General features: G+C 74.1%; 25 protein-coding genes. 19 read left to right on the top strand and 6 right to left on the bottom strand.

Features of this window, described 5'->3' with window-relative positions:
- Positions 1-37: 37 nt before the first annotated feature.
- The 3 genes from E4P40_RS04860 to E4P40_RS28795 form a co-directional block, all read right to left on the bottom strand.
- The gene (locus tag E4P40_RS04860; RefSeq protein ID WP_135157763.1) at positions 38-763 is read right to left on the bottom strand and encodes an ABC transporter ATP-binding protein; all 726 of its coding nucleotides are present in this window, start codon (positions 761-763) and stop codon (positions 38-40) included.
- Positions 760-1,347 carry a PadR family transcriptional regulator gene (locus E4P40_RS04865; protein WP_135157764.1) on the bottom strand — a complete coding sequence of 196 codons (588 nt, stop codon included), beginning with the start codon at positions 1,345-1,347 and terminating at the stop codon, positions 760-762. Before E4P40_RS04865 ends, E4P40_RS04860 begins: the two co-directional genes overlap by 4 nt.
- Positions 1,348-1,441: 94 nt before the next feature.
- Positions 1,442-1,873 (bottom strand): aldo/keto reductase, encoded by a 432-nt coding sequence (locus E4P40_RS28795; protein ID WP_245160141.1) that lies wholly within the window; start codon positions 1,871-1,873, stop codon positions 1,442-1,444.
- Here E4P40_RS28795 and E4P40_RS28800 point away from each other — a divergent pair.
- The 4 genes from E4P40_RS28800 (at position 1,841) to E4P40_RS04885 (ending at position 6,299) form a co-directional block, all read left to right on the top strand.
- On the top strand, positions 1,841-2,167 hold the full coding sequence (locus E4P40_RS28800; RefSeq protein ID WP_245160142.1) for an aldo/keto reductase: 327 nt from the start codon (positions 1,841-1,843) through the stop codon (positions 2,165-2,167). The genes E4P40_RS28795 and E4P40_RS28800 overlap by 33 nt on opposite strands.
- Before the next feature lie 94 nt (positions 2,168-2,261).
- On the top strand, positions 2,262-2,849 hold the full coding sequence (locus E4P40_RS04875) for a PadR family transcriptional regulator (RefSeq protein WP_135157764.1): 588 nt from the start codon (positions 2,262-2,264) through the stop codon (positions 2,847-2,849).
- On the top strand, positions 2,846-3,571 hold the full coding sequence (locus tag E4P40_RS04880; protein WP_135157763.1) for an ABC transporter ATP-binding protein: 726 nt from the start codon (positions 2,846-2,848) through the stop codon (positions 3,569-3,571). The genes E4P40_RS04875 and E4P40_RS04880 overlap by 4 nt, the downstream gene beginning before the upstream one ends.
- Before the next feature lie 70 nt (positions 3,572-3,641).
- Positions 3,642-6,299, top strand: coding sequence for an FtsX-like permease family protein (locus tag E4P40_RS04885; protein ID WP_135157761.1), 2,658 nt, complete (start codon positions 3,642-3,644; stop codon positions 6,297-6,299).
- A gap of 18 nt (positions 6,300-6,317) precedes the next feature.
- On the opposite strand, the gene E4P40_RS04890 is transcribed toward E4P40_RS04885, so the two are convergent.
- A complete protein-coding gene (locus tag E4P40_RS04890; RefSeq protein ID WP_135157760.1) occupies positions 6,318-7,127 on the bottom strand; it encodes a DUF3097 domain-containing protein in 810 nt (269 codons plus the stop codon).
- A 339-nt stretch (positions 7,128-7,466) separates the two neighbouring features.
- Here E4P40_RS04890 and E4P40_RS04895 point away from each other — a divergent pair, with 339 nt between their 5' ends.
- From E4P40_RS04895 to E4P40_RS04945, 11 genes are all read left to right on the top strand, one after another.
- Positions 7,467-8,300 carry a PRC and DUF2382 domain-containing protein gene (locus tag E4P40_RS04895; protein ID WP_135157759.1) on the top strand — a complete coding sequence of 278 codons (834 nt, stop codon included), beginning with the start codon at positions 7,467-7,469 and terminating at the stop codon, positions 8,298-8,300.
- Positions 8,301-8,402: 102 nt separating this feature from the next.
- A complete protein-coding gene (locus tag E4P40_RS04900; protein ID WP_245160140.1) occupies positions 8,403-9,317 on the top strand; it encodes a MoxR family ATPase in 915 nt (304 codons plus the stop codon).
- Positions 9,310-10,443: a VWA domain-containing protein gene (locus tag E4P40_RS04905; RefSeq protein WP_135157757.1), complete on the top strand. Its 1,134-nt coding sequence runs from the start codon at positions 9,310-9,312 to the stop codon at positions 10,441-10,443. Before E4P40_RS04900 ends, E4P40_RS04905 begins: the two co-directional genes overlap by 8 nt.
- Positions 10,444-10,490: 47 nt before the next feature.
- Positions 10,491-11,627: an XdhC/CoxI family protein gene (locus E4P40_RS04910; RefSeq protein WP_135157755.1), complete on the top strand. Its 1,137-nt coding sequence runs from the start codon at positions 10,491-10,493 to the stop codon at positions 11,625-11,627.
- 24 nt (positions 11,628-11,651) lie between these two features.
- Positions 11,652-11,918, top strand: a complete 267-nt coding sequence (locus tag E4P40_RS04915; RefSeq protein ID WP_135157754.1) for a helix-turn-helix transcriptional regulator — start codon at positions 11,652-11,654, stop codon at positions 11,916-11,918.
- A complete protein-coding gene (locus tag E4P40_RS04920) occupies positions 11,918-12,592 on the top strand; it encodes an ATP-dependent Clp protease proteolytic subunit (protein WP_135157752.1) in 675 nt (224 codons plus the stop codon). The genes E4P40_RS04915 and E4P40_RS04920 overlap by 1 nt, the downstream gene beginning before the upstream one ends.
- A 53-nt stretch (positions 12,593-12,645) precedes the next feature.
- On the top strand, positions 12,646-13,125 hold the full coding sequence (locus E4P40_RS04925) for an MOSC domain-containing protein (protein WP_245160139.1): 480 nt from the start codon (positions 12,646-12,648) through the stop codon (positions 13,123-13,125).
- 83 nt (positions 13,126-13,208) lie between these two features.
- Entirely contained in the window at positions 13,209-13,883 is a 675-nt protein-coding gene (locus E4P40_RS04930; RefSeq protein ID WP_135157750.1) for a hypothetical protein, read from the top strand.
- Between the two features lie 38 nt (positions 13,884-13,921).
- Positions 13,922-15,370 carry a bifunctional 3-(3-hydroxy-phenyl)propionate/3-hydroxycinnamic acid hydroxylase gene (locus tag E4P40_RS04935; RefSeq protein WP_135157748.1) on the top strand — a complete coding sequence of 483 codons (1,449 nt, stop codon included), beginning with the start codon at positions 13,922-13,924 and terminating at the stop codon, positions 15,368-15,370.
- A 53-nt stretch (positions 15,371-15,423) separates the two neighbouring features.
- Entirely contained in the window at positions 15,424-15,945 is a 522-nt protein-coding gene (locus tag E4P40_RS04940; protein WP_135157746.1) for a hypothetical protein, read from the top strand.
- A 232-nt stretch (positions 15,946-16,177) separates the two neighbouring features.
- A complete protein-coding gene (locus E4P40_RS04945; protein WP_135157744.1) occupies positions 16,178-18,061 on the top strand; it encodes an EAL domain-containing protein in 1,884 nt (627 codons plus the stop codon).
- A 12-nt stretch (positions 18,062-18,073) separates the two neighbouring features.
- Here the strand turns inward: E4P40_RS04945 and E4P40_RS04950 are convergent, their stop codons facing one another.
- Positions 18,074-18,553: a pyridoxamine 5'-phosphate oxidase family protein gene (locus E4P40_RS04950; RefSeq protein ID WP_135157742.1), complete on the bottom strand. Its 480-nt coding sequence runs from the start codon at positions 18,551-18,553 to the stop codon at positions 18,074-18,076.
- A 107-nt stretch (positions 18,554-18,660) separates the two neighbouring features.
- Between E4P40_RS04950 and mftE the strand changes: the two genes are divergently transcribed.
- Positions 18,661-19,368, top strand: coding sequence for a mycofactocin biosynthesis peptidyl-dipeptidase MftE (gene mftE, locus E4P40_RS04955; protein ID WP_135157739.1), 708 nt, complete (start codon positions 18,661-18,663; stop codon positions 19,366-19,368).
- 63 nt (positions 19,369-19,431) lie between these two features.
- Here the strand turns inward: mftE and E4P40_RS04960 are convergent, their stop codons facing one another.
- Complete coding sequence (locus E4P40_RS04960; protein ID WP_135157737.1) at positions 19,432-20,433, bottom strand: iron-siderophore ABC transporter substrate-binding protein; 1,002 nt, start codon at positions 20,431-20,433, stop codon at positions 19,432-19,434.
- Positions 20,434-20,590: 157 nt separating this feature from the next.
- Here E4P40_RS04960 and E4P40_RS28485 point away from each other — a divergent pair, with 157 nt between their 5' ends.
- From E4P40_RS28485 to E4P40_RS04975, 3 genes are all read left to right on the top strand, one after another.
- On the top strand, positions 20,591-22,081 hold the full coding sequence (locus E4P40_RS28485; protein ID WP_135157734.1) for a cytosine permease: 1,491 nt from the start codon (positions 20,591-20,593) through the stop codon (positions 22,079-22,081).
- Complete coding sequence (locus tag E4P40_RS28490) at positions 22,078-22,614, top strand: cysteine hydrolase (protein WP_135157732.1); 537 nt, start codon at positions 22,078-22,080, stop codon at positions 22,612-22,614. The genes E4P40_RS28485 and E4P40_RS28490 overlap by 4 nt, the downstream gene beginning before the upstream one ends.
- A gap of 164 nt (positions 22,615-22,778) precedes the next feature.
- Positions 22,779-24,065: a multidrug effflux MFS transporter gene (locus E4P40_RS04975; protein WP_135157730.1), complete on the top strand. Its 1,287-nt coding sequence runs from the start codon at positions 22,779-22,781 to the stop codon at positions 24,063-24,065.
- The last annotated feature ends 43 nt before the right edge of the window (positions 24,066-24,108 follow it).

Raw genomic sequence — 24,108 nt, forward strand, 5'->3', positions numbered from 1 at the left:
CCGGACGCTGTGTCTTCGGGTGAGCTCGCAAGCTCGCTCACGCAGCACCCCCGGCCAGCAGCGACTCCGCACCCGCGACGGGCCCGCTCTGGTCGACCACGACGCCGTCCCGCAGGAAGACCACCCGGTCGGCCCAGGCCGCGTGCCGCGCCTCGTGCGTGACCAGGACGCCGGCGGCGCCGGCCTCGCACCGGGCGCGGAGCACCCGGAGCACCTCCTCGCCGGTGGTCGAGTCCAGCGCGCCGGTCGGCTCGTCGGCGAGCAGCAGCCGGCGTGGGCCGACCAGGGCCCGCGCGATCGCCACCCGCTGCTGCTGGCCCCCGGACATCTCGTCGGGGAAGCGGCCGGCGAGCGCGCCGACGCCGACCTCGTCGAGTGCCTCCCGTGCCGCGCGCCGGGCCATGCCGCCGCGGACGCCGTCCAGTTCCAGGGGGAGGGAGACGTTCTCCACGGCCGACAGCGACGGCAGCAGGTTGAGGTCCTGGAAGACGTAGCCGACGCTTCGCCGGCGGACGGCGGCCACCTGCGATGCCGACAGCGTCGCGAGGTCGCGGCCCTCGACGAACACCGAACCGGCGGTGGGGGTGTCCAGCCCGCCCGCGACGTGCAGGAGGGTCGACTTGCCCGAGCCGGACGGCCCCATGACGGCGACCAGCTCACCTGCACGGACGGCGAGGTCGACGCCGCGCAGGGCGTGCACGACCGCGTCCCCCTGCAGGTGCTCCCGGGTGACGCGCGACAGGAGCAGCACCGGCGCGCTCATCGCCGGACCTGGTGCGCGGCCGCCACCGGCGCCGGGGGCACGGGCGCCGGGGCCGACCGGCCGGCGGCGGCCCGGGCGACCCGCGCCTCGCAGTGGTCCAGCCAGCGGATCTCCGCCTCCGCCCGGAACACCAGGGAGTCGAGCACCAGCGACCAGGCCAGGTCCCCGCCGCCGTCGCCGGCCCGGACCTTCAGCCGGGTCAGCTCCTGCAGCGAGGTCATCGTCGCCCCGCGCTGGGTCTGGACGACCGAGATGACGTCCACCCCCGGGGTCGTGACGGCGAGGGCGAGCTTGATGGCCAGTTCGTCCCGCGGGGCCGCCTTCGGGCTGACCGGCGAGGTGAACCAGGCCTTCACCTCCGCGCGCCCCTCATCGGTGATCCGGTAGGCGATCCGGCCGTCGGCGTCCGGTGCGCCGTCCTGCACGACGAAGCCGTCGCGCTCCAGCCGGTCGAGGGTCGTGTAGACCTGCCCCACGTTCAGCGGCCAGGTCGCGCCGGTGGCCGCGTCGAACTCCGCGCGCAGCTGGTAGCCGTGGCTGGGACCGCGCTCCAGGAGCGCCAGCAATCCGTGTCGGATGGACATGGATACGGAGTATGCATACCGAGTATGCCCAACGGAAGGGGGCGCGCCGCGGATGAGCGCGGGACGGGTCCGGGCCGGACCCACCCCGCAGGACTCAGCCGGGGATGTAGGTGAACTCGTCGGGGTCCGGACCGGTGCGCTGATCGCGGTTCAGTGCCGAGATCGCGGCCATCGCCGACTCGTCGAGCTCGAAGTCGAAGATGCCGAAGTTCTCCTCGACGCGGCTGCGGGTCACGGACTTCGGGAACACGACGTCCCCGCGCTGGATGTGCCAGCGCAGCGTGACCTGGGCCGGAGTCTTCCCGACCTGCCCTGCCACCTCGCGGATGACGGCGTCGCCGTCGACCTGGCCCCTGGCGATCGGCGCCCACGCCTCGGTGACGACCTCGTGCTCGGCGTCGAACGCGCGCAGCTCGTCCTGCGTCAGGTACGGGTGCACCTCGATCTGGTTGACCGCCGGGCGCACCTCCGTCTCGGCGAACAGCGTGCGCAGGTGGTGCGGCTGGAAGTTGGAGACGCCGAGCACGAGGTCGTCACCGAGGCGTGGGCGCCGATCGCCAGGGGCCAGGTCGACGGCGACGCCGTCATCCGCGAGGTGGCAGGGCAGGTCGGGAAGACTCCGGCCCAGGTCACGCTGCGCTGGCACATCCAGCGCGGGGACGTCGTGTTCCCGAAGTCCGTGACCCGCAGCCGCGTCGAGGAGAACTTCGGCATCTTCGACTTCGAGCTCGACGAGTCGGCGATGGCCGCGATCTCGGCACTGAACCGCGATCAGCGCACCGGTCCGGACCCCGACGAGTTCACCTACATCCCCGGCTGAGTCCTGCGGGGTGGGTCCGGCCCGGACCCGTCCCGCGCTCATCCGCGGCGCGCCCCCTTCCGTTGGGCATACTCGGTATGCATACTCCGTATCCATGTCCATCCGACACGGATTGCTGGCGCTCCTGGAGCGCGGTCCCAGCCACGGCTACCAGCTGCGCGCGGAGTTCGACGCGGCCACCGGCGCGACCTGGCCGCTGAACGTGGGGCAGGTCTACACGACCCTCGACCGGCTGGAGCGCGACGGCTTCGTCGTGCAGGACGGCGCACCGGACGCCGACGGCCGGATCGCCTACCGGATCACCGATGAGGGGCGCGCGGAGGTGAAGGCCTGGTTCACCTCGCCGGTCAGCCCGAAGGCGGCCCCGCGGGACGAACTGGCCATCAAGCTCGCCCTCGCCGTCACGACCCCGGGGGTGGACGTCATCTCGGTCGTCCAGACCCAGCGCGGGGCGACGATGACCTCGCTGCAGGAGCTGACCCGGCTGAAGGTCCGGGCCGGCGACGGCGGCGGGGACCTGGCCTGGTCGCTGGTGCTCGACTCCCTGGTGTTCCGGGCGGAGGCGGAGATCCGCTGGCTGGACCACTGCGAGGCGCGGGTCGCCCGGGCCGCCGCCGGCCGGTCGGCCCCGGCGCCCGTGCCCCCGGCGCCGGTGGCGGCCGCGCACCAGGTCCGGCGATGAGCGCGCCGGTGCTGCTCCTGTCGCGCGTCACCCGGGAGCACCTGCAGGGGGACGCGGTCGTGCACGCCCTGCGCGGCGTCGACCTCGCCGTCCGTGCAGGTGAGCTGGTCGCCGTCATGGGGCCGTCCGGCTCGGGCAAGTCGACCCTCCTGCACGTCGCGGGCGGGCTGGACACCCCCACCGCCGGTTCGGTGTTCGTCGAGGGCCGCGACCTCGCGACGCTGTCGGCATCGCAGGTGGCCGCCGTCCGCCGGCGAAGCGTCGGCTACGTCTTCCAGGACCTCAACCTGCTGCCGTCGCTGTCGGCCGTGGAGAACGTCTCCCTCCCCCTGGAACTGGACGGCGTCCGCGGCGGCATGGCCCGGCGCGCGGCACGGGAGGCACTCGACGAGGTCGGCGTCGGCGCGCTCGCCGGCCGCTTCCCCGACGAGATGTCCGGGGGCCAGCAGCAGCGGGTGGCGATCGCGCGGGCCCTGGTCGGCCCACGCCGGCTGCTGCTCGCCGACGAGCCGACCGGCGCGCTGGACTCGACCACCGGCGAGGAGGTGCTCCGGGTGCTCCGCGCCCGGTGCGAGGCCGGCGCCGCCGGCGTCCTGGTCACGCACGAGGCGCGGCACGCGGCCTGGGCCGACCGGGTGGTCTTCCTGCGGGACGGCGTCGTGGTCGACCAGAGCGGGCCCGTCGCGGGTGCGGAGTCGCTGCTGGCCGGGGGTGCTGCGTGAGCGAGCTTGCGAGCTCACCCGAAGACACAGCGTCCGGAACGGGGCCGACGAGCGTCAGCGAGGAGGTGCCGTGAGTGGATGGGTCGTGCGCTGGCGCCTCGCGCTGCGCATCGCCCGGCGCGACGCACTCCGGCACCGGGGGCGGACACTGCTCGTGCTCGCCATGGTGGGCCTCCCGGTGATGGCCGTGGTCGGCGCGGACACGTTCTTCCGGACGGCGGACCTCAGTCCGGTCGAGGAGGCGGCGATCGCGCTGGGCTCGGCCGACGCGCAGATCGTGGGCGAGGCCCGCGAGCAGGTCTACGCCGATCCGGAGACCGGGGCCACCTGGCACCAGGGCGCGGCCGCTGCGGATCCGCCGTGGACAGCCGACGAGGTGGCCGGGCTGTTGCCGGAGGGCTCGCGCGTCGTGGAGACCGTCGAGGGCCGGGTGACCTACCGGACCGACGTCGGCCGTGCCGCCCTGACCGCCTTCGCCCGCGACTCGGGGGATCCCCTGCTCGACGGCACGTTCACCCTCGGCAGCGGCCGTCTGCCGCGGGAGGACGGCGAGGTGGCGATCAGCCGCCCCGTCGCCGACCGGGGGTACGTCATCGGCGACACGTTGGAGCTCACCACCGACGAGGTGTCCGCCCGCGTGGTCGGCGTCGTGTCCCGGCCCGGCCGGGACGAGCCGTTCCTGGTGCTCCCCGAGACCGGCGCCGACCTGCTCACCGGCCCGCTCACCCGGTTCCTCGTGAGGGTCCCCGGCGGCCTGGACTGGGCGGGAGTGCAGGAGCTGAACGCCCGCGGGCTCCTCGTGGTGTCCCGCGAGGTCGTCGCCGATCCGCCGTCCCCGGCCGAGTGGCTGCCGCCGGACGAGCCGGCCGACATGTTCGAGAGCGACCCGGCCGGGCAGGCCGTGCTGGCGCTGGTCGTCGCATCGGTGGTCCTGGAGGTCGTCCTTCTCGCGGGCCCGGCGTTCGCCGTCGGGGTGCGCAGGCAGCGCCGTGATCTCGCACTGATCGGCGCCGCCGGTGGGTCCGCGGCCGACCTGCGCCGCGTCGTCCTGGCCAGCGGTGTCGTCCTCGGTGGGGGAGCCGCCGTCCTGGGCGCCGGCCTGGGCGTGGTCCTGGCCCGCCTCGGCGGGCCGGTCGTCGAACCCTGGACCGGCCGCTCGCTGGGGCCCTTCGAGGTCCCGCTGCTGGACGTCGCCGTCATCGTCCTCGTCGGGTTCGTGGCCGGGCTGGGGGCGGCCTGGTTCCCGGCCCGGCAGGCTGCGCGGACCGACATCGTCGAGACCCTGGCCGGGCGCCGGGGTCAGGTCCGGACGTCGTGGCGGTCCCCCCTCCTCGGGTTCGTGCTCGCCGCCGCCGGCCTGCTCCTCGTCGTCCTCGGGGCCCGTGGCGCCGAGATCGGGGTCGCGGCCGGGGCGGTGCTGTTGATCGTGGGTCTGGTGACCGCCTCGCCGTGGCTGGTGGGCCTGCTGGCGCCGCTCGGGAGCCGGCTCCCGGTCCCCGGCCGGCTGGCCGTCCGGGACGCCACCCGGAACCGCAGCCGCACCGCGCCGGCGATGGCCGCCGTCATGGCGACGGTCGCGGGGGTCACCGCGCTGTCGATCGGCAGCGCGAGTGACAGCGCCCAGGCCCGGCGCGACTACGTCCCCCTGGCACCGCTCGGCACCGCGCTGATCACCGGTGACATCGGCGAGCGGGCATGGGCCGACGTCGAGGCGGTGCTCCGCGAGCAGGCGCCGGAGCGGGCGGTCCACCGGATCCGGGCGGTGCCGTGGGTGAACGGCGCGATGCGCGAGCTGGCGGTGCTGCGGCCGGGCTGCTCCGGGTCGGTCGAGGAGTGTCGCTGGTGGCTGACCCAGCCCGTCACCGTCACCGGCGGCTACGGGGAGGTCGTCTCGCTCGACGCAGCGACGGCGCACGATCTGATCGACGCGAGCCTCCGGAACGACGTCGCCCGGGAACTCGGGGCCGGGCGCGTCGTGGTCCTCGGGACCGGCGCGGTGGCCGACGACGGCACGGTCGCGCTGGCCACCGTCGAGTACGAGGACACCGGCGGCGGCCAGTACGAGGGCTCCGTCACCGCGACGGCGTCCCTGCCGGCCAGCTACGTACCGCTGCCGACGGGCGAGCTGGTCCAGTTGCCGGCGGTGATCCTCGTGCCACCCGTCCTGGCCGACCGGCTGCCGCTCGAGGTGCAGACGACGACGCTGGTGACCGGTGGACCGGACGATCCCGTGACGCCGGAGCAGGAGCAGCAGATGCAGGAGGCGATCGGCGTCCTCTCCGGGGTTGCCGGAGTGTCGGTCGAGCGCGGCTGGCAGGACGACCTGGCGGTCGCCCGGTACGTCCTCTCCGGGCTGGCCGCGCTGCTCGTCCTCGTCGCGACGCTGACCGCCACCGGGTTGGCGCTGACCGACGCCCGCCCCGACTTCGCCACCCTGGCCGCCGTCGGCGCCGCGCCGCGCACCCGCCGGCTGACGGCGATGGGCTCGGCCGCCGTCGTCGGTGGCGGCGGGGCGCTGCTCGGCGTCCTGGTCGGACTGGCGCCGGGGATCGCAGTGGCCTATCCCCTGACCGCGGGCGACGGCTTCGGCACCCCGGGCGGCCAGGCGGTGATCGACGTCCCGTGGCTGCTGCTCGGCGGGGTGGCGGTCCTCGTGCCGCTGCTCGCGGTGGCTGTCACCGGCCTCGCGGTGCGGTCGGAGCTCCCGATGTCGCGGCGCATCGCCTGAGGGCAGGAGGGTCCTCTTTCAGTCCGTGGTGACGAAGTCGATCAGCTCCTCGACGCGGCCCAGGAGCTGGGGCTCGAGGTCGGTGAAGCTCTTCACCCGGGCGAGGATCCGCTGCGCCCAGACGTAGCCGGTGTCGTCCTCCCACCCGAGCCGCGTGCAGACGCCGCTCTTCCAGTCCTCGCCCTTGGGGACGGTCGGCCACGCCTTGATCCCGACGACCTGCGGCTTGACGGCCTGCCAGATGTCGATGAAGGGGTGGCCCACGACCAGGGCGTGCTCGCCGGTGATCTGCTCGGCGATGCGGGACTCCTTCGAGCCCTTCACCAGGTGGTCGACCAGCACGCCGAGCCGTCGTCCGCGGGTGGGGCGGAAGTCCTTGACGATGGCGGGCAGGTCGTCGACGCCGTGCAGCGGCTCGACGACGACGCCCTCGATGCGCAGGTCGTGGCCCCAGACCTTCTCGACCAGCTCGGCGTCGTGCTTGCCCTCGACGTAGATGCGCCCGGCGCGGGCGACCCGGGCGCGGGCGTTGTCGACGTACAGCGACCCGGACGCGCTCCGCAACGGCCCGGACGGCGCCGTGTGCTTCGGCCGCACCAGGACGACGGGGCGGCCGTCGACCCAGAAGCCGGGCCCGAGCGGGTAGCCGCGCACCTTGCCGAAGCGGTCCTCGAGGTGGACGACGTCCTTCTCGCAGCGGATGACGGCGCCGACGAAGCCCGAGCTCGGGTCCTCGACGACGAGGTCCTTCTCGGCCTCCACCTGCGGCACCGGCTTCTTGACGGTGCGCGGGTGGACCAGGTTGTCGTAGGGCGAGCGGGGAGGCACGCCCTCCATGCTGAGCACGGGTGCCCGCCAGGGTGGGTAGGACGCGCCGGGACGTGCGATCCGACACGCCCGGCGTCCCGGAGGATGACGCAGAGTCATTGCCACAGTGCAGCCATGTCGCCCGGCACGGAACCGGGTTGTGCGCGATCTACTGGGGCGCTGAACTGCGAAAACGCCGAGATCCGGTACGTAGGTGTGCCCGACGGTCACGCGTAGTCAGGCCTCCCGGCGTTCGAGGTCGGGTGTGTCGGGGTGGGCGGAATCGTTTCGGGGTCCTGATCTAGGTCACCCATTCGAGGGACCGCACCAGCCCCGTGCATGGATAGGAGCACCAAGACGATGATCGGCACCGACACCATCAGCCGCGTGATCGGCCAGGACGTGTACGACGAGTCCGGTGAGAAGATCGGCTCCGCGGCAGAGGTCTACCTGGACGACGAGACCGGCCAGCCCGAGTGGGTCACGGTGCGCACCGGCCTGTTCGGCACGAAGGAGTCCTTCGTGCCGATCCGGAATGCAGACCTGACCAACGACGGCGTGCGCGTACCGGTGAGCAAGGCCCGCGTGAAGGACGCCCCGAAGATCGACACCGACGGGCACCTGTCGCCGCAGGAGGAGCAGGAGCTCTACCGCTACTACGGCATGGGCGCCGGCACGGACACCGCCATGACCACGGAGACGACGACCACCACGGGTATGGCGACCGGCACGACGAGCGACTTCGACGCCCGCGGCGCCGTCGGTCACGACACCTCCGGCCCGACCACCGACAACGCGATGACCCGCTCCGAGGAGCGGCTCAGCGTCGGCACCCGCTCGGAAGAGGTCGGCCGCGCCCGCCTGCGCAAGTACGTCGTGACCGAGAACGTCACCGAGACCGTGCCCGTCTCCCGTGAAGAGGTCCGCGTCGAGCGCGAGCCCATCACCGACGCCAACATCGGCAACGCCATGGACGGGCCGGCCATCTCCGAGGAGGAGCACGAGGTCGTCCTGCACGCCGAGACCCCGGTCGTGGCCAAGGAGGCCGTCCCGGTCGAGCGCGTCCGCCTGGACAAGGAGACCGTCACCGAGCAGGCCACGGTGACCGAGGGCCTCCGCAAGGAGGAGATCGAGGTCGACGGCGCACTGGAGACCGACCGCACGATCGAGACCGACCGCGACCGGCGCATCTGAACGGCCCCCGGCGCACGCGCCGGGACATGAGGACGGCGGCGGCCGGTCGAGGACCAGACTCGACCGGCCGCCGTTCTCTGCGCAGGTGAGATGCTCGCACCTGTGAGCGAGCCCACCGTCCGAACGATCGCCGACGAGTCCCCGACGTTCACCGGACCCGGGGAGCTCGCCGCGGCGCTCGAGGGCACCGGCTACCTGCCCGACGAGGGCCTCGCGACCGCCGCCTACCTGGCCCTGGTGATGCACCGCCCGCTGTTCCTCGAGGGCGAGGCCGGCGTGGGGAAGACGGCCCTGGCCCACGCGCTGGCGCAGGTCACCGGCCGGCCGATCTACCGGCTGCAGTGCTACGAGGGTCTCGAGGCCAGCCAGGCGCTCTACGACTGGGACTTCGGCCGCCAGCTGCTGCACCTCCGGGCCGCCGAGGCCGCCCATGCCGCCGACGACCCCGAGCGTCTCGAGGCGTCGCTCTACGACCGCCGCTTCCTGCTCGCCCGCCCGCTCCTCCAGGCACTGGAGGACGCGCCCAGCGTGCTGCTCGTCGACGAGATCGACCGGGCGGACGACGAGTTCGAGGCGTTCCTGCTCGAGGTGCTGTCGGACTTCACGATCTCCATCCCCGAGCTCGGCACCGTGCGGGCGACCACACCGCCGCTCGTCGTCCTCACCTCCAACCGCACGCGCGAGGTGCACGACGCGCTCAAGCGCCGTTGCCTGTACCACTGGCTCCAGCACCCCGACTTCGACCGCGAGGTCGCGATCCTGCGCCGCCGCCTTCCGGACGTCACCGAGCAGCTGGCTCGCGAGGTCGCCCGCGCCACCGGGAAGCTCCGCACGCTGGACCTGCTCAAGCCGCCCGGGATCGCCGAGGCGATGGACTGGGCGACGGCGCTGCACACCCTGGGCGCCCGCGCGCTGGACCCCGAGCTGGCCGCCCGGACGCTCGGTGCGGTGCTGAAGTACCGGGAGGACACCGATCGGGTGCAGGCACTGGCCCGCGGGGCGATCTTCGGTGCTTGAGGCCTCCCTGACCCGGCCGGAGCGGGACGTCGTCGACACCGTTCTCGGTTTCGCCCGCACGCTCCGCCACGCCGGCGTCGGCGCGTCCCCGGACCGGGTGGAGGCGATGATGGCCGCGCTCGGCTCGCTCGACGTGCTCGACCCGACCGCCGTGTACTGGGCCGGGCGCCTCACGCTGTGCAGCGGGCCCGACGACCTCGACCGCTACGACGCCGCCTTCGCCGCGTACTTCGCCGGCGAGGTTCCCCGGGCCGGCCGTCCGTCGGCCCTGCCCCCGGTGCAGCAGCTGGCCGCCTCCGCGCCGCTCGAGCTCGGCACCGGGGACGTCGACGACGCACCGGACTCCCCCGAGCTCGCCGTGCAGGCCAGTCCCGACGAGGTGCTGCGGCACCGCGACGTCGCCGACCTGACCGCCGCCGAACGCGACCACCTGCGCCGGCTGTTCGCGCTCCTGGCGCCGGCCACCCCGATGCGCCCCTCGCGGCGCCGCCGGCCCAGCCTGCGCGGCGCCGTGCACCCGGCCCGCACCGTGCGGTCGGCGCTGCGCGACGGCGGTGAGGTGCGGCGGCTGCTGCACCACCGGCGGCAGCCGCGTCCGCGCCGCGTCGTCCTGCTGGTCGACGTCTCCGGGTCGATGTCGCCGTACGCGGACGCGCTGCTGCGGTTCGCGCACGCCGCCGTACGCGCCTGGCCGGCCTCGACCGAGGTGTTCACGATCGGCACCCGGCTGACCCGCGTCACTCGGGAGATGCGGCAGCGCGACCCGGACAAGGCGCTGGCGGCCAGCGGCTCGGCGATCCCCGACTGGTCGGGCGGGACACGGCTGGGCGAGGTGCTCAAGGCGTTCCTCGACCGGTGGGGCCAGCGTGGCACCGCCCGCGGCGCGGTCGTCGTCTTCTGCAGCGACGGGTGGGAGCGCGGTGGGACGGATCTGCTCGCCCAGCAGATGGTCCGGCTCCGGCGGCTCGCGCACTCCGTCGTCTGGGTGAACCCGCACAAGGGGCGCCGCGGGTACGAGCCGTTGACCGGGGGGATGCAGGCGGCCCTGCCGTCGGTCGACCACTTCGTGTCGGGGCACAGCATGGCCGCGTTCGAGGAGCTGACGAGAGTGATCCAACATGCGTGAAGTCGAAGGACCCCTCGACGGGGCCATCCGCGGGAAGGAGCTGTCCGGTGCGTGACGTGTTGGATGACTTGATCGGCTGGTGGCAGGCGGGGGAGACCGTCGGGATGGGGACGGTGGTCGCCACCTGGCGGTCGGCCCCCCGGCCGGCCGGGGCCTCGATGCTGGTCGGCCCCGACGGCACGGCGGTGGGCAGCGTCTCGGGCGGCTGCGTGGAGGGCGCGGTCTACGAGGAGGCCAAGGACGTCGTCGAGACGGGGGAGCCCACCCTCGAGCGGTACGGCGTGAGCGACGATGACGCGTTCGCCGTCGGCCTGACCTGCGGCGGGATCCTCGACGTGTTCGTCGAGTCCGTCTCGCGCGAGTCGTTCCCCGAGCTGGGGGAGGTCGCCGAGTCGGTCGAGAACCACGAACCGGTCGCCGTCGTGACCGTGGTCAAGGGCCCGGACGACCGGCTGGGCCGGCGGCTGGTGCTCTGGCCGGACCGGGAGTCGGGCACGCTCGGGCTGCAGCGCCTGGACGACGCGGTCGCGGCCGACGCCCGCGGGATGCTGGCCGCCGGTCGCACCGGACTGCTGCACGTGGGCCACGACGGGGAGCGGCGCGGCGACGACCTGACCCTCTTCGTGAACTCCTTCGCGCCGCCCGCCCGCATGGTCGTCTTCGGCGCGATCGACTTCGCCGCGGCGGTCGCCCGGGTGGGCGTCTTCCTCGGCTACCGCGTCACGGTCTGCGACGCCCGGCCGGTGTTCGCGACGCCGAAGCGGTTCCCGGACGCGCACGAGGTCGTCGTCGAGTGGCCGCACCGGTACCTCCAGGCCGAGGTGGACGCCGGGCGCATCGACGAGCGGACCGTGCTCTGCGTGCTGACCCACGACCCGAAGTTCGACGTCCCGCTGCTGGAGGTCGCGTTGCGGATCCCGGTGGCCTACGTCGGCGCGATGGGGTCGCGGCGGACGCACGACGAGCGGGAGTCCCGGTTGCGGGAGGCGGGGCTGAGCGACGCGGAGATCGCCCGGCTGTCGTCGCCGATCGGGCTCGACCTGGGTGCCCGGACGCCGGAGGAGACGGCCGTGTCCATCGCCGCCGAGATCATCGCCGGGCGCTGGGGGGGCTCGGGGGAGCGCCTGGCCGGCATCGAGGGCCCGATTCACCGGACAGCGGAACGCGCCGAGCCGGCGCTATAGCGGATCAGATATATCTTTCCCGCTATGACACCGCCGCCGCGGAAGTCGTCCTTCCCGGGCCTGGGGGATCTCTCGGGCCGACGCCGGGAGCTGATCGACGAGCTGGTGCGCGTCCGGCAGGAGGGCGACCTCAGCCAGACGGAGATCGCCGCGCGGATGGGGACCTCGCAGTCGGCCGTCGCCCGGCTGGAGAGCGGGGCGCTCGATGCCCGGCTCTCCACGCTCGAGCGGTACGCGGCCGCACTGGGGCGGACGGTGGACTGGCAGATCCGACCGTCCGAGGAGTCCTGATGAACCGACCGTCCGGCACCTACCCGCCGCTTCCCCCGTCGCCGCCCGATCCTCCGTTCCCGCGTCACACGCCGTGGCTGCCCGAACCGAGGCCGACCGGCCCCGGTGCGGTCTCGGCGTCCGCGTCGATGGTCGTGGGCGACCGCGACTGGCTCGGTGAGCGGCTGCTCGAGCGGCGGGTGGTCGCGTTGGCCGGCGACCTGGACGACGACGCGGTGAACCGCGCGATCGCCGCCCTCGCCCTGCTGGACGCGACGGGCGACGACCCGGTGGGCCTCCGCCTCTCGGGCGTGAGCGCCGAGCTCGACACGGTCCTGCCTCTCGTCGACGCGCTCGACCTGATGGGCGCCCCGGTGCACGCGACCGCCCTGGGCCGGCTCACCGGACCGGCCGTCGCGCTGCTCGCCGTGGCCGACCACCGGGTGGCCGGGGCGCACGCCGTGTTCCACCTCTGCGAGCCGCGGTCGCCGCACGGCATCCCGGGCCGGGAGGTGGAGGCGTTGGCCGCGGAGCGCGCGGCCCGGCTTCGGAGCTTCACCGAGCGCCTGGCCGAGGCGTGCCGACGTGCGGTCGAGGAGGTGGCCGCGGACATGCGCGCCGGCCGGCTCCTGGACGCAGCGGAGGCCCGGGACTACGGGCTGGCCGACGCCACGGAGCCGGGGCGCGACCGCTGAGCGGGCCGGCCCACCGCTACGACGTCGAGGTCGTCGGGCTGCTCGCCTCCCCGGTGCACCGCTACGACGGCCGCCCGTGCACGACGGTCCCGGAGCAGGCCGGGGACCGACGCGAGCGGATCGAGATCCGGGCGGGCGTCGGCATCCTGGGCGACCGCTACGCCGGGAGGCTCGCCCACCGGGACGCCTCCGTGACGCTCATCGCCGCCGAGTCGCTCGACGCGCTCGCCCTCGACCTGGGGGTGGCGCCGTTCGCCCCGCTGCTCACCCGCCGCAACGTCGTCCTCAGGGGCGCGGACGTCGAGAGCCTGCGGAGGACGACCTTCGCCCTCGATTGTGGGGAGGGTGTCGTCGTCCTGCGGGGTGGCCGCCCGGCGAACCCCTGTGCCTGGATGGACGTCGCCCTCGCACCGGGGGCTCACCGCGGCCTGCGCGGCCGGGGCGGGATCCGCTGCGCCCCCGAGACCGGCGGTGTGCTGCGGCTCGGCCCCGCCGTCCTGACGCTTCTCGACACGCCCGGAAAGGCCGGCTAGCGCAGGCATCGACCGACGGGACCGCAGGATCTCCCAGGCCGGACGTCGGAGTTCCGGAGATCGGTACGTCCGGAGGACCTCCCATGCACATCCCCCAGCTCGCCCGTGCGAGTGCCACTGCGGCCGCCGCCGCACTGCTCCTCACCGCGTGCGGCGGCAGCCCGCTCGACGGCAAGACCGGGCCGGAGGTCGCGGCCGCGGCCGCCGACGCCCTCGAGGAGGCCGGCTCCGTCCAGGTCTCGGGCACCATCGAGCAGGACGGCGAGCAGGGCGAGGTCGACCTCTTCCTGCAGGGCGAGGACGCCACCGGCACGCTGACGATGGGCGGCGTCGACGTCGAGCTGCTCAGCGTCGGCGGCCAGGTCTACCTGCAGGCCCCACCGGAGTTCTGGAGCGGCTTCGGCATGCCCGAGGAGTTCGCCGCGCAGTTCGACGGCCAGTGGGTCGTCGTCCCCGCCGACGGTGCCTCGGAGTTCGAGGACTTCTCGCTCCAGGGCTTCATCGACCAGCTCCGCAACCCGGAGAGCTCCGTGAAGGACGACGTCACCACCGGCGAGGTCGACGGCACGGACGTGGTCGTGGTCGAGCAGGAGGACGGCAGCAGGCTGTCGGTCGCCGACGCCGACGACGCCTATCCGCTGGAGATCTCCAACAAGGGCGACAACGCCGGCACCCTCACCTTCAGCCGTTTCGGCGAGGAGGAGGACATCACCGCGCCCGACGACGCGCTCGACCTCAACGAGCTCGCGGGGTCCTGACCCGGCGGGAGGGCCGGCCGCTCGGCGAGACTGGCCGCGTGTCCGGCGCTCCCGTGATCGTGGTCGGCGCCGGGCCGGTGGGGCTGACGGCGGCGCTGCTGCTCGCCCGGCGGGGCGTCGCCGTCGAGGTCCTGGAGCGGCACCGCGCGCCCTATCCCCTCCCCCGCGCCGTGCACCTCGACGACGAGGTGTTCCGCGTCCTCCAGGCCGCCGGCGTGGCCGACCCGGTGCTGGCCCGCACCCGGCCGATGGCCGGGCTGCGCCTGCTGGACGGGGCGCACCGCGTGCTCGCCGAGTTCGACCGCCATCCCGACGCGGGCATCCACGGCTTCCCGCAGGGCTCTTTCGTGCACCAGCCGGACCTGGAGGAGGTCCTCGCCGCAGCGGCGCAGGACGCCGGTGTCGCCGTCCGGCGCGGTGCGGAGGTGACCGGCCTGACCCAGGACGGCGACGGCGTCACCCTGACCGTCCGCCCCCGGGACGGCGGTGCGGACCGGTCCGTCCGGGCCCCCGCGGTGCTCGGGTGCGACGGCGCGAACAGCACCGTGCGCGGCCTGATCGGTTCGGCCATGCGCGACCTCGGCCCAGCGGACCGGTGGCTCGTGCTCGACGTCCGGTCGGCGGACGCGCTGCCCGTCTGGCCCGGCGCACACCAGGTCTGCGACTCGCGGCACCCGGCGACGTTCATGCCCGTCACCGGTGACCGGTACCGGTGGGAGACCCGGATGGCGCCCGGGGAGACCGTCGCCGACCTGACCACGCCCGCGCGGCTGGCGGCGCTGCTGGCCCCCGTCGACCCCGCGTCCGTCGAGTTCGTCCGCGCGGTCGAGTACACCTTCCGCGCACAGGTGGCCGACCGCTGGCGAGCCGGGCGCGTGCTGCTGGCCGGGGACGCCGCCCATCTGAGCCCGCCGTTCGTCGGCCAGGGCATGGGGCTGGGGCTCCGTGACGTCCACCAGCTGGTCTGGAAGCTGGCCGACGTCCTCGACGGGGCCGCCGACGAGGAGCTGCTGGACACCTACCAGGCCGAGCGCGAGCCGCACGCCCGTGCGCTGATCCGCGTCGCCCTGCTGCTGGGTCGGCTCATGACGGGTGGAGGGCGCGGTGGCGACGTCGTCCGCCGGGGGGTGCTGGCCGCCGTCCGGCGGATCCCGGCCGTCGCCGCGCTGGCCACCGACAGTCGGACCCCGCCGCTCCGACCGGGTCCGCTGGTCGAGCGCCGCGGGCGGGCGGGTCGCCGGCTGGCCGGCACGCTCGTCCCCGACCCCGAGGTGGTCGCCGACGGCCGGTGGTGCCGCCTGGACGACGTCCTCGGGCCGGGGGAGTCGGAACTCACGTCGGACCTGTGCGTCCACCGGGCCGACGGCAGCGAGGTGTCCCTCGAGGACCCCGGGGGGACGCTGCACCGGTGGCTGGGGAGCGCTCCCCGGATCGGCATCCGTCCCGACCGCATCGTCCGCGCCGTGCTCCCGCGGTCCCGGGGCTGAGGTTGACGTCGCCTTAGCGTGGCCTTGTCCCGGGCGGTCGCACATTTGCCGGCATGAGAAAGCCAGTGATCATCGCAGCCGCCCTCGCCATGAGCGCCTCCGTGGCCGGGCTCGCCTATGCCGCCGCTCCCAGCGGCTCGACGCCGACGGAGGACTCCTCCGTGGTCACGACGGTGCCGTCGGGCACCACGTCCTCGTCCACCGCCTCGAGCTCGTCGTCCACCGCCGAGCGGACGGCGGAGACCACCCCCACCTCGGTGCCCACCCACTCCTCCCGCCCGGACGACCACGGCGGCGACCGGGTCGGCGGCGGCCACGGTGCCGACGACGGCCCCGGCCACGGCACTGCGACGCACAGCTCGTCGACGCCGAGCCCGACGTACGACGCCCCGGACGACAGCGACGGCCGGGTCCGCGGCGGTCACGGCCGAGACGACGGCCCCGGTCACGACGTCGGTGACGACCACGGCGGTGACCGCCGCGGTGGGGACGACGACAGCTCCGGGCGCGGCTCCGGCGGGGATGACGACGACAACTCCGGCCGCGGAGGCGGCGGGCGCGGCTCCGACGACTGAGCGACCGACCGTGCGCAGATCGTGGTGATGCGCCCCGCCTCACCACGGTCTGCGCACACTCACGCCGGGATCGCTCAGGACATGCCCGGATCCCTCCCGTCCCGGTCAGGAGCTGCGACGGATCGCCGCTGGTGGGGCTCCACGTGCGCTGACGTTCCGCGCAACCCACCCCTTGGGGGCATCCGGCGGGCATCCGCTACAGGAAAGCCCGGATCCGTCCGATGGAGCGGACGTGATCCTCGAACTGCGGGCCAGGGCGGCCCGGCTGCTCCCCGAGGGTCGCCTGCTGCCCGACGCCGTGTGGCAGCGCCGGCACCGCGCCATCGTGCGGCTGTGCCTGGCGTCGTCGGCGCTGCTCGTGATCTTCGCCTGGCTGCGCGGCTACGGACAGCCCGCCGCCGTCGCCGTCATCCTCGCCGTCGCCGGCCCGGTGGCGCTGGCCGTCCTCCCCCAGCTCGGCCGCAAGGGCCAGGCCGCGGCCACCACCGTCAGCCTGATGGCGGCCTCGGTCGCCCTCGTCCACCTGTGGCAGGGCGTCACCGAGTCGCACTTCATCTTCTTCGTGATGGTCGGCGTGGTCTCGCTGTACCAGGACTGGGTGCCCTACGGCATCGCACTCCTGATGGTGATCCTCCACCACGGCGCCGTCGGGACCGTCTATCCGCACGTCGTCTTCAGTCACGAGGCCCAGCACAACCCGTGGGTGTGGGCCGGGATCCACGGCGCCTTCGTGCTCGCCGCCAGCCTCGCCCACCTCGCAGCCTGGCGGCTCAACGAGGACCAGGTGCTCAGCGACCCGCTGACCGGCCTGGCCAACCGCACCCTGCTCGAGGAGATCACGCACCGCGTCCTGCAGCGCGGTGGCGCGGTGAGCCTGCTGTTCATCGACCTGGACGACTTCAAGGACGTCAACGACAGCCGCGGTCACGCCGCGGGCGACGAGCTCCTCCTCGTCCTCTCCGACCGCCTGCGCGGGTGCGTGCGGCCCGGCGACGTGGTCGCGCGCATCGGCGGAGACGAGTTCGCCGTCGTCGTCCACGGTGGTCCGGACGTCGCCCGGGCGGTCGGCGAGCGGGTGCTCACGTCGCTCGCCCTCCCGGTCCCCCTGGACGGCGGCTCCGTCACCGTCCACGGCAGCGTCGGGGTCGCCGCCTCCACCGACGGGGGCGACGGCACCGCCGGTGCCCTGCTCCGCAACGCCGACCTCGCGATGTACCTCGCCAAGGCCCAGGGCAAGAACCGCCTGGTCGTCTACGCCGACGGGATGGCCGAGGCGGCCCGCCGCCGTGCCGGCCTGGCCCAGGACCTCGCCGACGCCGCGGTCGCCGGCCAGCTCGAGGTCCACTACCAGCCCATCGTGCGGCTGACCGACGGGCGCACCACGGGCTTCGAGGCGCTCGTCCGCTGGAACCACCCGGAGCGCGGGCTCATCCCGCCCTTCGAGTTCATCCCGCTCGCCGAGGAGACCGGTGCCATCACCGGCATCGGTCGCTGGGTGCTGCGGGCCGCCCTGCGGCAGGGCGCGGCGTGGTCCACCCGGACCGGTGCGCCCCTGCGGATGGCCGTGAACGTCTCGCCCCGCCAGTTCCAGGACGGCGACGTCGTCCGCGACGTCGTCGCCGCCCTCGAGGAGACCGGCTTCCCCGCGGGGCAGCTGACCCTGGAGGTCACCGAGGGCGTGCTCGTCCGCGACGCCGACTCCGTGGTCGCCCAGCTCGAGGAGCTGCGGGCGCTCGGGATCCGCATCGCCATCGACGACTTCGGCACCGGCTTCTCGGGCCTGTCCTACCTCCGCCACCTGCCCGCCGACATCATCAAGATCGACCGCAGCTTCGTCAGCGACCTGCCGCAGGACCGCTCTGCGACCACGCTCATCACGTCGATCGTCGAGCTCGCCCGCACCCTGGGCCTCGGCGTCGTCGCCGAGGGCGTCGAGACCGAGGAGCAGCGGCAGACCCTGGTGGATCTGGACTGCGCGCAGGCCCAGGGCTACTTCTTCGCCCGGCCCGAGCCGGCCGACCGCTGCACCGCGCACCTGCCCATGCCGCTCCCCCGGGTGCCGGCCCCGGCCGGCCCGCCCGCCGCCGAGCGGCTGCGGGGCGCCCGCACGGTCTGACCAGGGGCCTGCTCAGAGGTCGACCTTCTCGTTCTCCCCCGCGTCGATCCGCTGACCGGTCACCTTCGCCTTCGCGAAGCTGAAGACGGTCGCCAGTCGCCCGCCGGGGCTGTCCCAGTACTCCGCCGAGTCGCCGTCCACCTTGAGCAGGACGACGCGGTCGTCGTCCGGACCTTCGGGGAACCAGGCCTCGACGGCGCTGTTCCAGAGCTCCCGCTTCCTCTCCCTGTCCTCGACGACGAACGCGCGCCCGGTCAGAGACACCCACGTGCCGCCCGAGCCGACGCCGACGTTGACCTGCGGAGAGACGGTCACGTGCTGGACGGCGGAGGAATCCCGCTCGGCGAAGAACCAGAGGTCGCCGTCGAACTCCACCTCCTGCAGCGTCATGGGTCGGCTGGTCACCGTGCCGTCGGGCGCGGTCGTGGTGAGGAAGCCGAAACGCTCACCCTTGATCAGTTCGGCCACCTTGGCGGTCTGCTCGTCGCTCATGGTGGATTCCATTGCCCACAACCGGTCCCCTGACACCCGCGTCCGCGGGTCCGCTCACCGGACCGGGATCCCGTCCCGGATCCCGATCCGCGGCCTACGCTGCGGCGATGTCCAATCGGGGCCCCTACCTGAGCGCGGCCGCCTGGCCGGAGATCCCGGCCGTCCCGCTGCTCGTGGTGCCGCTCGGATCGGTCGAGCAGCACGGTCATCACCTGCCGCTGAGCACCGACACCTCGGTGGCCTGCGCGGTCGCCGAGTCCGCCATCGAGGCGTTCGACGGCGCCCTGCTCGCGCCGGCGCTGGCCTACGGCGCGAGCGGGGAGCACGAGGGCTTCCCCGGGACGATCTCGATCGGCACCGAGGCCCTCACCGGCCTGCTCGTGGAGTACGGGCGCTCGGCCGGACGGTGGGCCGGCCGCGTGCTGCTGGTGAACGGGCACGGCGGCAACCACGACGCGCTGCGCGCGGCGGTGCCGCTGCTGCGCTCGGAGGGCCGGGACGTCGCCTGGTTCCCCTGCGGGGTGGCCGGCGGCGACGCGCACGCCGGCCGCACCGAGACGTCACTGATGTTGCACGTGGAACCGGAGGGGGTCCGCCTGGCGTCCGCCGTGGCCGGGGTGACCACGCCGATCGGCCGCCTGCTGCCCCGCCTGCGCGCCGAGGGCGTGGCCGGCGTCAGCCCCACGGGTGTGCTCGGCGACCCGGCCGGCGCGTCGGCCTTCGAGGGAGCGGCCCTGGTGGACGAGCTGGTGCACCGGCTCGTCGCCGCGGGCCGCTCCTGGCGGGTCGACCCCGCGGGCCGGCTCGTCGAGTAGGGGGGTCGTCCTCCGGACGACACGCGGTCGGGTGCTTCCTGCGGCCGCGCTGAGCCCCGCGAGTCAGTCGAGGCTCTCGGCGAACATCGGGACCACGGTCTCCAGGGCGTAGAGCAGGCCGGGCGCCGAGGCGCTGGAGAAGGCGTTGAGCACGGTGACGTCGTCCAGGACGACGGCGTGCCCGCCCTGCACCCACGGCAGGCTCTGCCACAGCGGGTCGGAGGTGAACTCCGAGGCCTCGACGAAGATCGGGAAGACGACGGTCAGCTCCGCGTCGAGCAGGTCGAGCTGCTCGTCGCTGACCGGCACGAAGAAGCCGCCGGTCGAGAGGTCGTCGATGGCCGTCTTGTTCCTGAAGCCCAGATCCTCCATGAACTCGACGCGTGCGTCGCCGCGCACGTACGCGCCGAAACCCTCGGACGAGTAGGCGCCCACGGCCACCTCCGTGCCGGCGAACTCCGGGTGCTCCGCGGCGGCGTCGGTGAACGCCTGCTCGACCTGCGTCGCCAGGTCGGCCGCCTCGTCCGACCTGCCCAGCGCCCGGCCGACCATCTCCAGCTGCTGCTGCCAGGTGGTCAGGTACGGGTCGACGCCCTCGGGCTGCCCGATCGTGGGAGCGATGGCGCTCAGCAGGTCGTAGCGCTCCTGGGTGGCGGGGGAGCGGGTGTCGAGGATGAGATCGGGCTCGAGCGCCGCGATCGCCTCGTAGCTGGGCTCCAGCGTCTCGATGATCTCCGGCGCCTCGTCGTAGCCCTCCTCGACCCAGTCGCCGAGACCGTCGCCGCCGACGGCGAGCCAGTCGCTGACGCCGACCGGCTGAACGCCCAGCGCCAGCGACGTCTCCGCGTCCGACCAGCCAAGCGCCACCACGCGCGTCGGCTCCTCCTCGACCGTGACGTCGCCGAATGCGGTGCTCACGGTCACGGGGAAGGCTCCGGAGGAGGTGCTGCTCCCGGCGTCGGGGCCGCCGTCGTCGCCGGAGGCGCCGCCGCACCCGGCGAGGACCAGCAGGCCGGCCATCAGGGTGGCCGGCAGGGTGGCCGGGACGGCCGGACGGGTCGGCATGGGAGCTCCTCCAGGCAGATAGGTAAGGCTCACCTTACCACAGGATCGTCACGGCTGGGTCGCCACCCCGTCCACGGCCCGCCCCGGCGGGCGACCCTGCCCGCCGCGGTTACTGTGCCGAGCGCGACAGGGCGCCCCGGACCGGAGGACGGACACGATGTCTCAGCGAGCGGAGCACGACCTGACCGGTCCCGGCCTCGAGGTACCGACGCCGCGAGTGGCGGTCGAGACCAACGGCATCAACGTCATCGACGAGAGCGAGCGCAAGGGCACCCCGCGGCAGCTCTTCTGGCCCTGGTTCGGCGCCAACGTCAGCGTGCTCGGGCTGGCCTACGGCTCGTTCCTGCTCGGTTTCGGCATCTCGTTCTGGCAGGCCGTGATCGCCGGGGTCGTCGGCATCGTCGTCTCCTTCCTGCTCTGCGGGCTGGTCGCCATCGCCGGCAAGCGCGGGTCCGCGCCGACCCTGGTGCTCAGCCGTGCGGCCTTCGGGGTGAACGGCAACAAGGTGCCGTCGGTGCTGTCCTGGATCCTGACGGTCGGCTGGGAGACGGCACTGGTCTCGCTGGCCACGCTGGCGACGTCCACCGTGTTCACCCAGCTCGGCTGGGGCGGTGGCACCGCCACCGAGGTGGTCGCCCTGCTCGTGGTCGCCGGGCTCGTCGTCGTGGGCGGGGTCCTCGGGTTCGACCTGATCATCCGCATGCAGACCGTCATCACCGTCGTCACCGGAGTGCTCACCGTCGTGTACGTCGCGCTGGTGGCGCCGGAGATCGACTGGTCGGCGGTCTCGTCGGCGCCGTCGGGCTCCACGGCCGCCTTCATCGGTGCCCTGGTGCTGGCCATGACCGGCTACGGCTTCGGCTGGGTGAACGCCGCCGCCGACTACTCGCGGTACCTCCCCCGGCACGCCTCGACCGCCGGGGTCGTCGGCTGGACCACGTTCGGCGGCGCGCTCGCCCCGGTGATCCTGCTCGTCACGGGGCTCCTGCTGGCCGGCTCGGACCCCGAGCTGTCCGCGGCCATCGGCCTCGACCCGATCGGCGCGCTCGGCACGATCCTGCCGACCTGGTTCCTCGTGCCGTTCATCCTGGTCGTCGTCCTCGGCCTGATCGGCGGGGCGCTGCTGGACATCTACTCGTCCGGCCTCTCGCTGCTGGCTGCCGGGGTGCGCGTCCCCCGCCCGGTCGCCGCCATGATCGACGGCGTCCTGATGGTCATCGGGACGGTCGCCGTCGTCTTCTTCGCCGACGACTTCATCGGACCGTTCCAGGGCTTCCTGATCACGCTCGGCGTCCCCATCGCGGCATGGTGCGGCATCATGCTGGCCGACCTGGCGCTGCGGAAGCGCGACTACGCGGAGCGGGAACTGTTCGACCCCCGCGGCCGCTACGGCAGCGTGCAGCCGGTGCCGCTGGTCCTGCTGCTCGTCGGGACTGTCGTCGGGTGGGGTCTGGTCACCAACACCTTCGCGGAGTGGCTCGACTGGCAGGGCTACCTCCTGGAGCCCTCCGGGCTGGGCGGGCGGGACGGCTCGTGGGCCTTCGCGAACCTCGGCGTCCTCGCGGCCTTCCTCATCGGCCTGCTCGGCACCCTCGCGCTCCGCGGGCCGGCGGTCCGGGCCCAGGAGCAGGCGGAGCTGTCCCGGTGACCGACGGCTGGCTCGTCGTCGTCGATCTGCAGCACGTCTTCGGCGACGAGGACTCCCCGTGGACGGCGCCCCGGTTCGCCGAGATCCGGCCGCGCGTCCGCCGGCTGGTCGAGGGCTTCGGCGACCGCGTCGTCTGGACGCGGTTCGTGGCGCCGGGCGAACCGGCGGGCGCCTGGGTGGAGTACTACGAGCAGTTCTCCTTCGCCCTCGTGCCGCAGGACGCGCGGCTCTACCAGCTGGTCGAGGACCCGGGCGCGCAGCCCGTCGTCACGACCACCACCTTCGGCAAGTGGGGCCCCGAGCTCGCCGGGATCGTGGGCGACGGCCCGCTCACCGTCACCGGGGTGGCCACCGACTGCTGCGTCATCTCCACGGTGCTCCCGGCGGCCGACGCCGGCCTGAAGGTCCGCGTCGTCACCGACGCCTGTGCCGGATCGGGGGACGACGACCACGACCGCGCGCTGCGGGTCATGAGTCTCTACGCGCCGCTGGTCGAGCTCGTGACCACCGACGAGGTGCTCGGCGGGCGATGACCCCTGCCCGGGTGGCCCGTCCCGTCGCCGCGCGGGCGAGGAGTCCCCGGTCACCCCTCCCGGCGCGTCCGGAATGAGCCGGGACCGGATGCGCTTGTCGCCGTCCGTACTGCGGAACGCGCCGACGAAGGCCCCGCGTCATCGACGATCGAACGAGGGACCTCGTGACCACCACCCAGGAGCGGCCGGGCGCCGCAGATCTGCCGGCCGCCGAGCTGCCCACCCGGGAACCCGCCCGTCCGGGAACCGCCCGCCTCGCCCTGCTGCTCGGCGCCTTCGTGGCGCTCGGGCCGCTCACCATCGACATGTACCTCCCGGCCCTGCCGACGATCACCGACCAGCTCGCCACGACCTCGGCCACCGTGCAGCTCACGCTCACCGGCACGCTGGTCGGACTCGCGCTCGGCCAGCTCGTGCTCGGGCCGCTGTCGGACGCCCTCGGCCGACGGGGACCGCTGCTCGCCGGGACCGCGCTGCACGTGGTCGCCTCGCTGCTGGTCCTGGTCGCGCCGAACATCGCCGTCCTCGGCGCGCTGCGGGTGCTCCAGGGCGTGGGGACGGCGGCCGGCGCGGTGATCGCACTCGCCATCGTCCGCGACCTCTTCGACGGCCGCGCGGCCGCGACGATGCTCTCGCGGCTGTTCCTCGTGCTCGGCGCGGCCCCGGTGCTCGCCCCGACCATCGGCGGGGAGCTCCTGCGGTTCACGTCCTGGCGCGGGATCTTCGCCGTCCTCGCCGCCTACGGGGCGGTGATGGTCACCGTCGGGTGGTTCTTCCTCCGGGAGACCCTGCCGCCCGCCCGGCGCACGAGCGCCGGCGTCCGCGGGACGCTGGGCGGCTACCGGGCGCTCTTCCGCGACCGCACCTACCTCGGCCTGGTGCTCGTCGCCGGGCTGACCATGGCCGGCCTGTTCAGCTACGTGTCGGGCTCGGCCTTCGTCTACCAGGAGGAGTTCGGGCTCGACGAGCAGCAGTTCGGTCTGCTGTTCGGCGCCGGGGCGGTCTGGCTCATCGCTGCCACGCAGCTCAACCCGGTGCTGCTCCGCCGCTGGTCCCCCGCGCACCTGCTCGTCGCCGGCACGCTGGCCGGCCTGGCCGGCGGGGCGGCGCTCGTCGGCGTCTCGGCGACGGGGACCGGCGGGCTGTGGGCCGTGGCCGGCAGCCTCTGGGCGGTGCTCTTCGCGTGCGGGATCGCGCTGCCCAACGCGCCGGCCCTGGCGCTCTCCCGGCACGGTGACAGCGCCGGCACGGCCGCCGCGCTCCTCGGCGCCATCCAGTTCGGCGTGGGCGCCGTCGTCTCCCCCGTCGTCGGCCTGCTCGGCAACGACGCCCTCGCGATCGGATCGGTCATCGGGACCGCGCTGGTTCTCGCGCTGGCCGTCCTCGCCGCCGTCCGGCCGTGGCGGCTGCCCCTCCCCGGGGACCCGAGGGGCCCGGGCGCCGCTTCCTGAGCGTCCGGGTTCGGTTGCCTGCAACCGGATCTCTGGTGGAAAG

It is taken from the genome of Blastococcus sp. CT_GayMR20 (assembly GCF_004570345.1).

Excerpts from the sequence above, each read along its gene's own strand:
- E4P40_RS04860 (WP_135157763.1), bottom strand. The coding sequence starts at position 763 with ATGAGCGCGCCGGTGCTGCTCCTGTCGCGCGTCACCCGGGAGCACCTG.
- E4P40_RS04865 (WP_135157764.1), bottom strand. The coding sequence starts at position 1,347 with ATGTCCATCCGACACGGATTGCTGGCGCTCCTGGAGCGCGGTCCCAGC.
- E4P40_RS04875 (WP_135157764.1), top strand. The coding sequence starts at position 2,262 with ATGTCCATCCGACACGGATTGCTGGCGCTCCTGGAGCGCGGTCCCAGC.
- E4P40_RS04880 (WP_135157763.1), top strand. The coding sequence starts at position 2,846 with ATGAGCGCGCCGGTGCTGCTCCTGTCGCGCGTCACCCGGGAGCACCTG.
- E4P40_RS04895 (WP_135157759.1), top strand. The coding sequence starts at position 7,467 with ATGATCGGCACCGACACCATCAGCCGCGTGATCGGCCAGGACGTGTAC.
- E4P40_RS04915 (WP_135157754.1), top strand. The coding sequence starts at position 11,652 with ATGACACCGCCGCCGCGGAAGTCGTCCTTCCCGGGCCTGGGGGATCTC.
- E4P40_RS04920 (WP_135157752.1), top strand. The coding sequence starts at position 11,918 with ATGAACCGACCGTCCGGCACCTACCCGCCGCTTCCCCCGTCGCCGCCC.
- E4P40_RS04930 (WP_135157750.1), top strand. The coding sequence starts at position 13,209 with ATGCACATCCCCCAGCTCGCCCGTGCGAGTGCCACTGCGGCCGCCGCC.
- E4P40_RS04940 (WP_135157746.1), top strand. The coding sequence starts at position 15,424 with ATGAGAAAGCCAGTGATCATCGCAGCCGCCCTCGCCATGAGCGCCTCC.
- E4P40_RS04950 (WP_135157742.1), bottom strand. The coding sequence starts at position 18,553 with ATGAGCGACGAGCAGACCGCCAAGGTGGCCGAACTGATCAAGGGTGAG.
- mftE (WP_135157739.1), top strand. The coding sequence starts at position 18,661 with ATGTCCAATCGGGGCCCCTACCTGAGCGCGGCCGCCTGGCCGGAGATC.
- E4P40_RS04960 (WP_135157737.1), bottom strand. The coding sequence starts at position 20,433 with ATGCCGACCCGTCCGGCCGTCCCGGCCACCCTGCCGGCCACCCTGATG.
- E4P40_RS28485 (WP_135157734.1), top strand. The coding sequence starts at position 20,591 with ATGTCTCAGCGAGCGGAGCACGACCTGACCGGTCCCGGCCTCGAGGTA.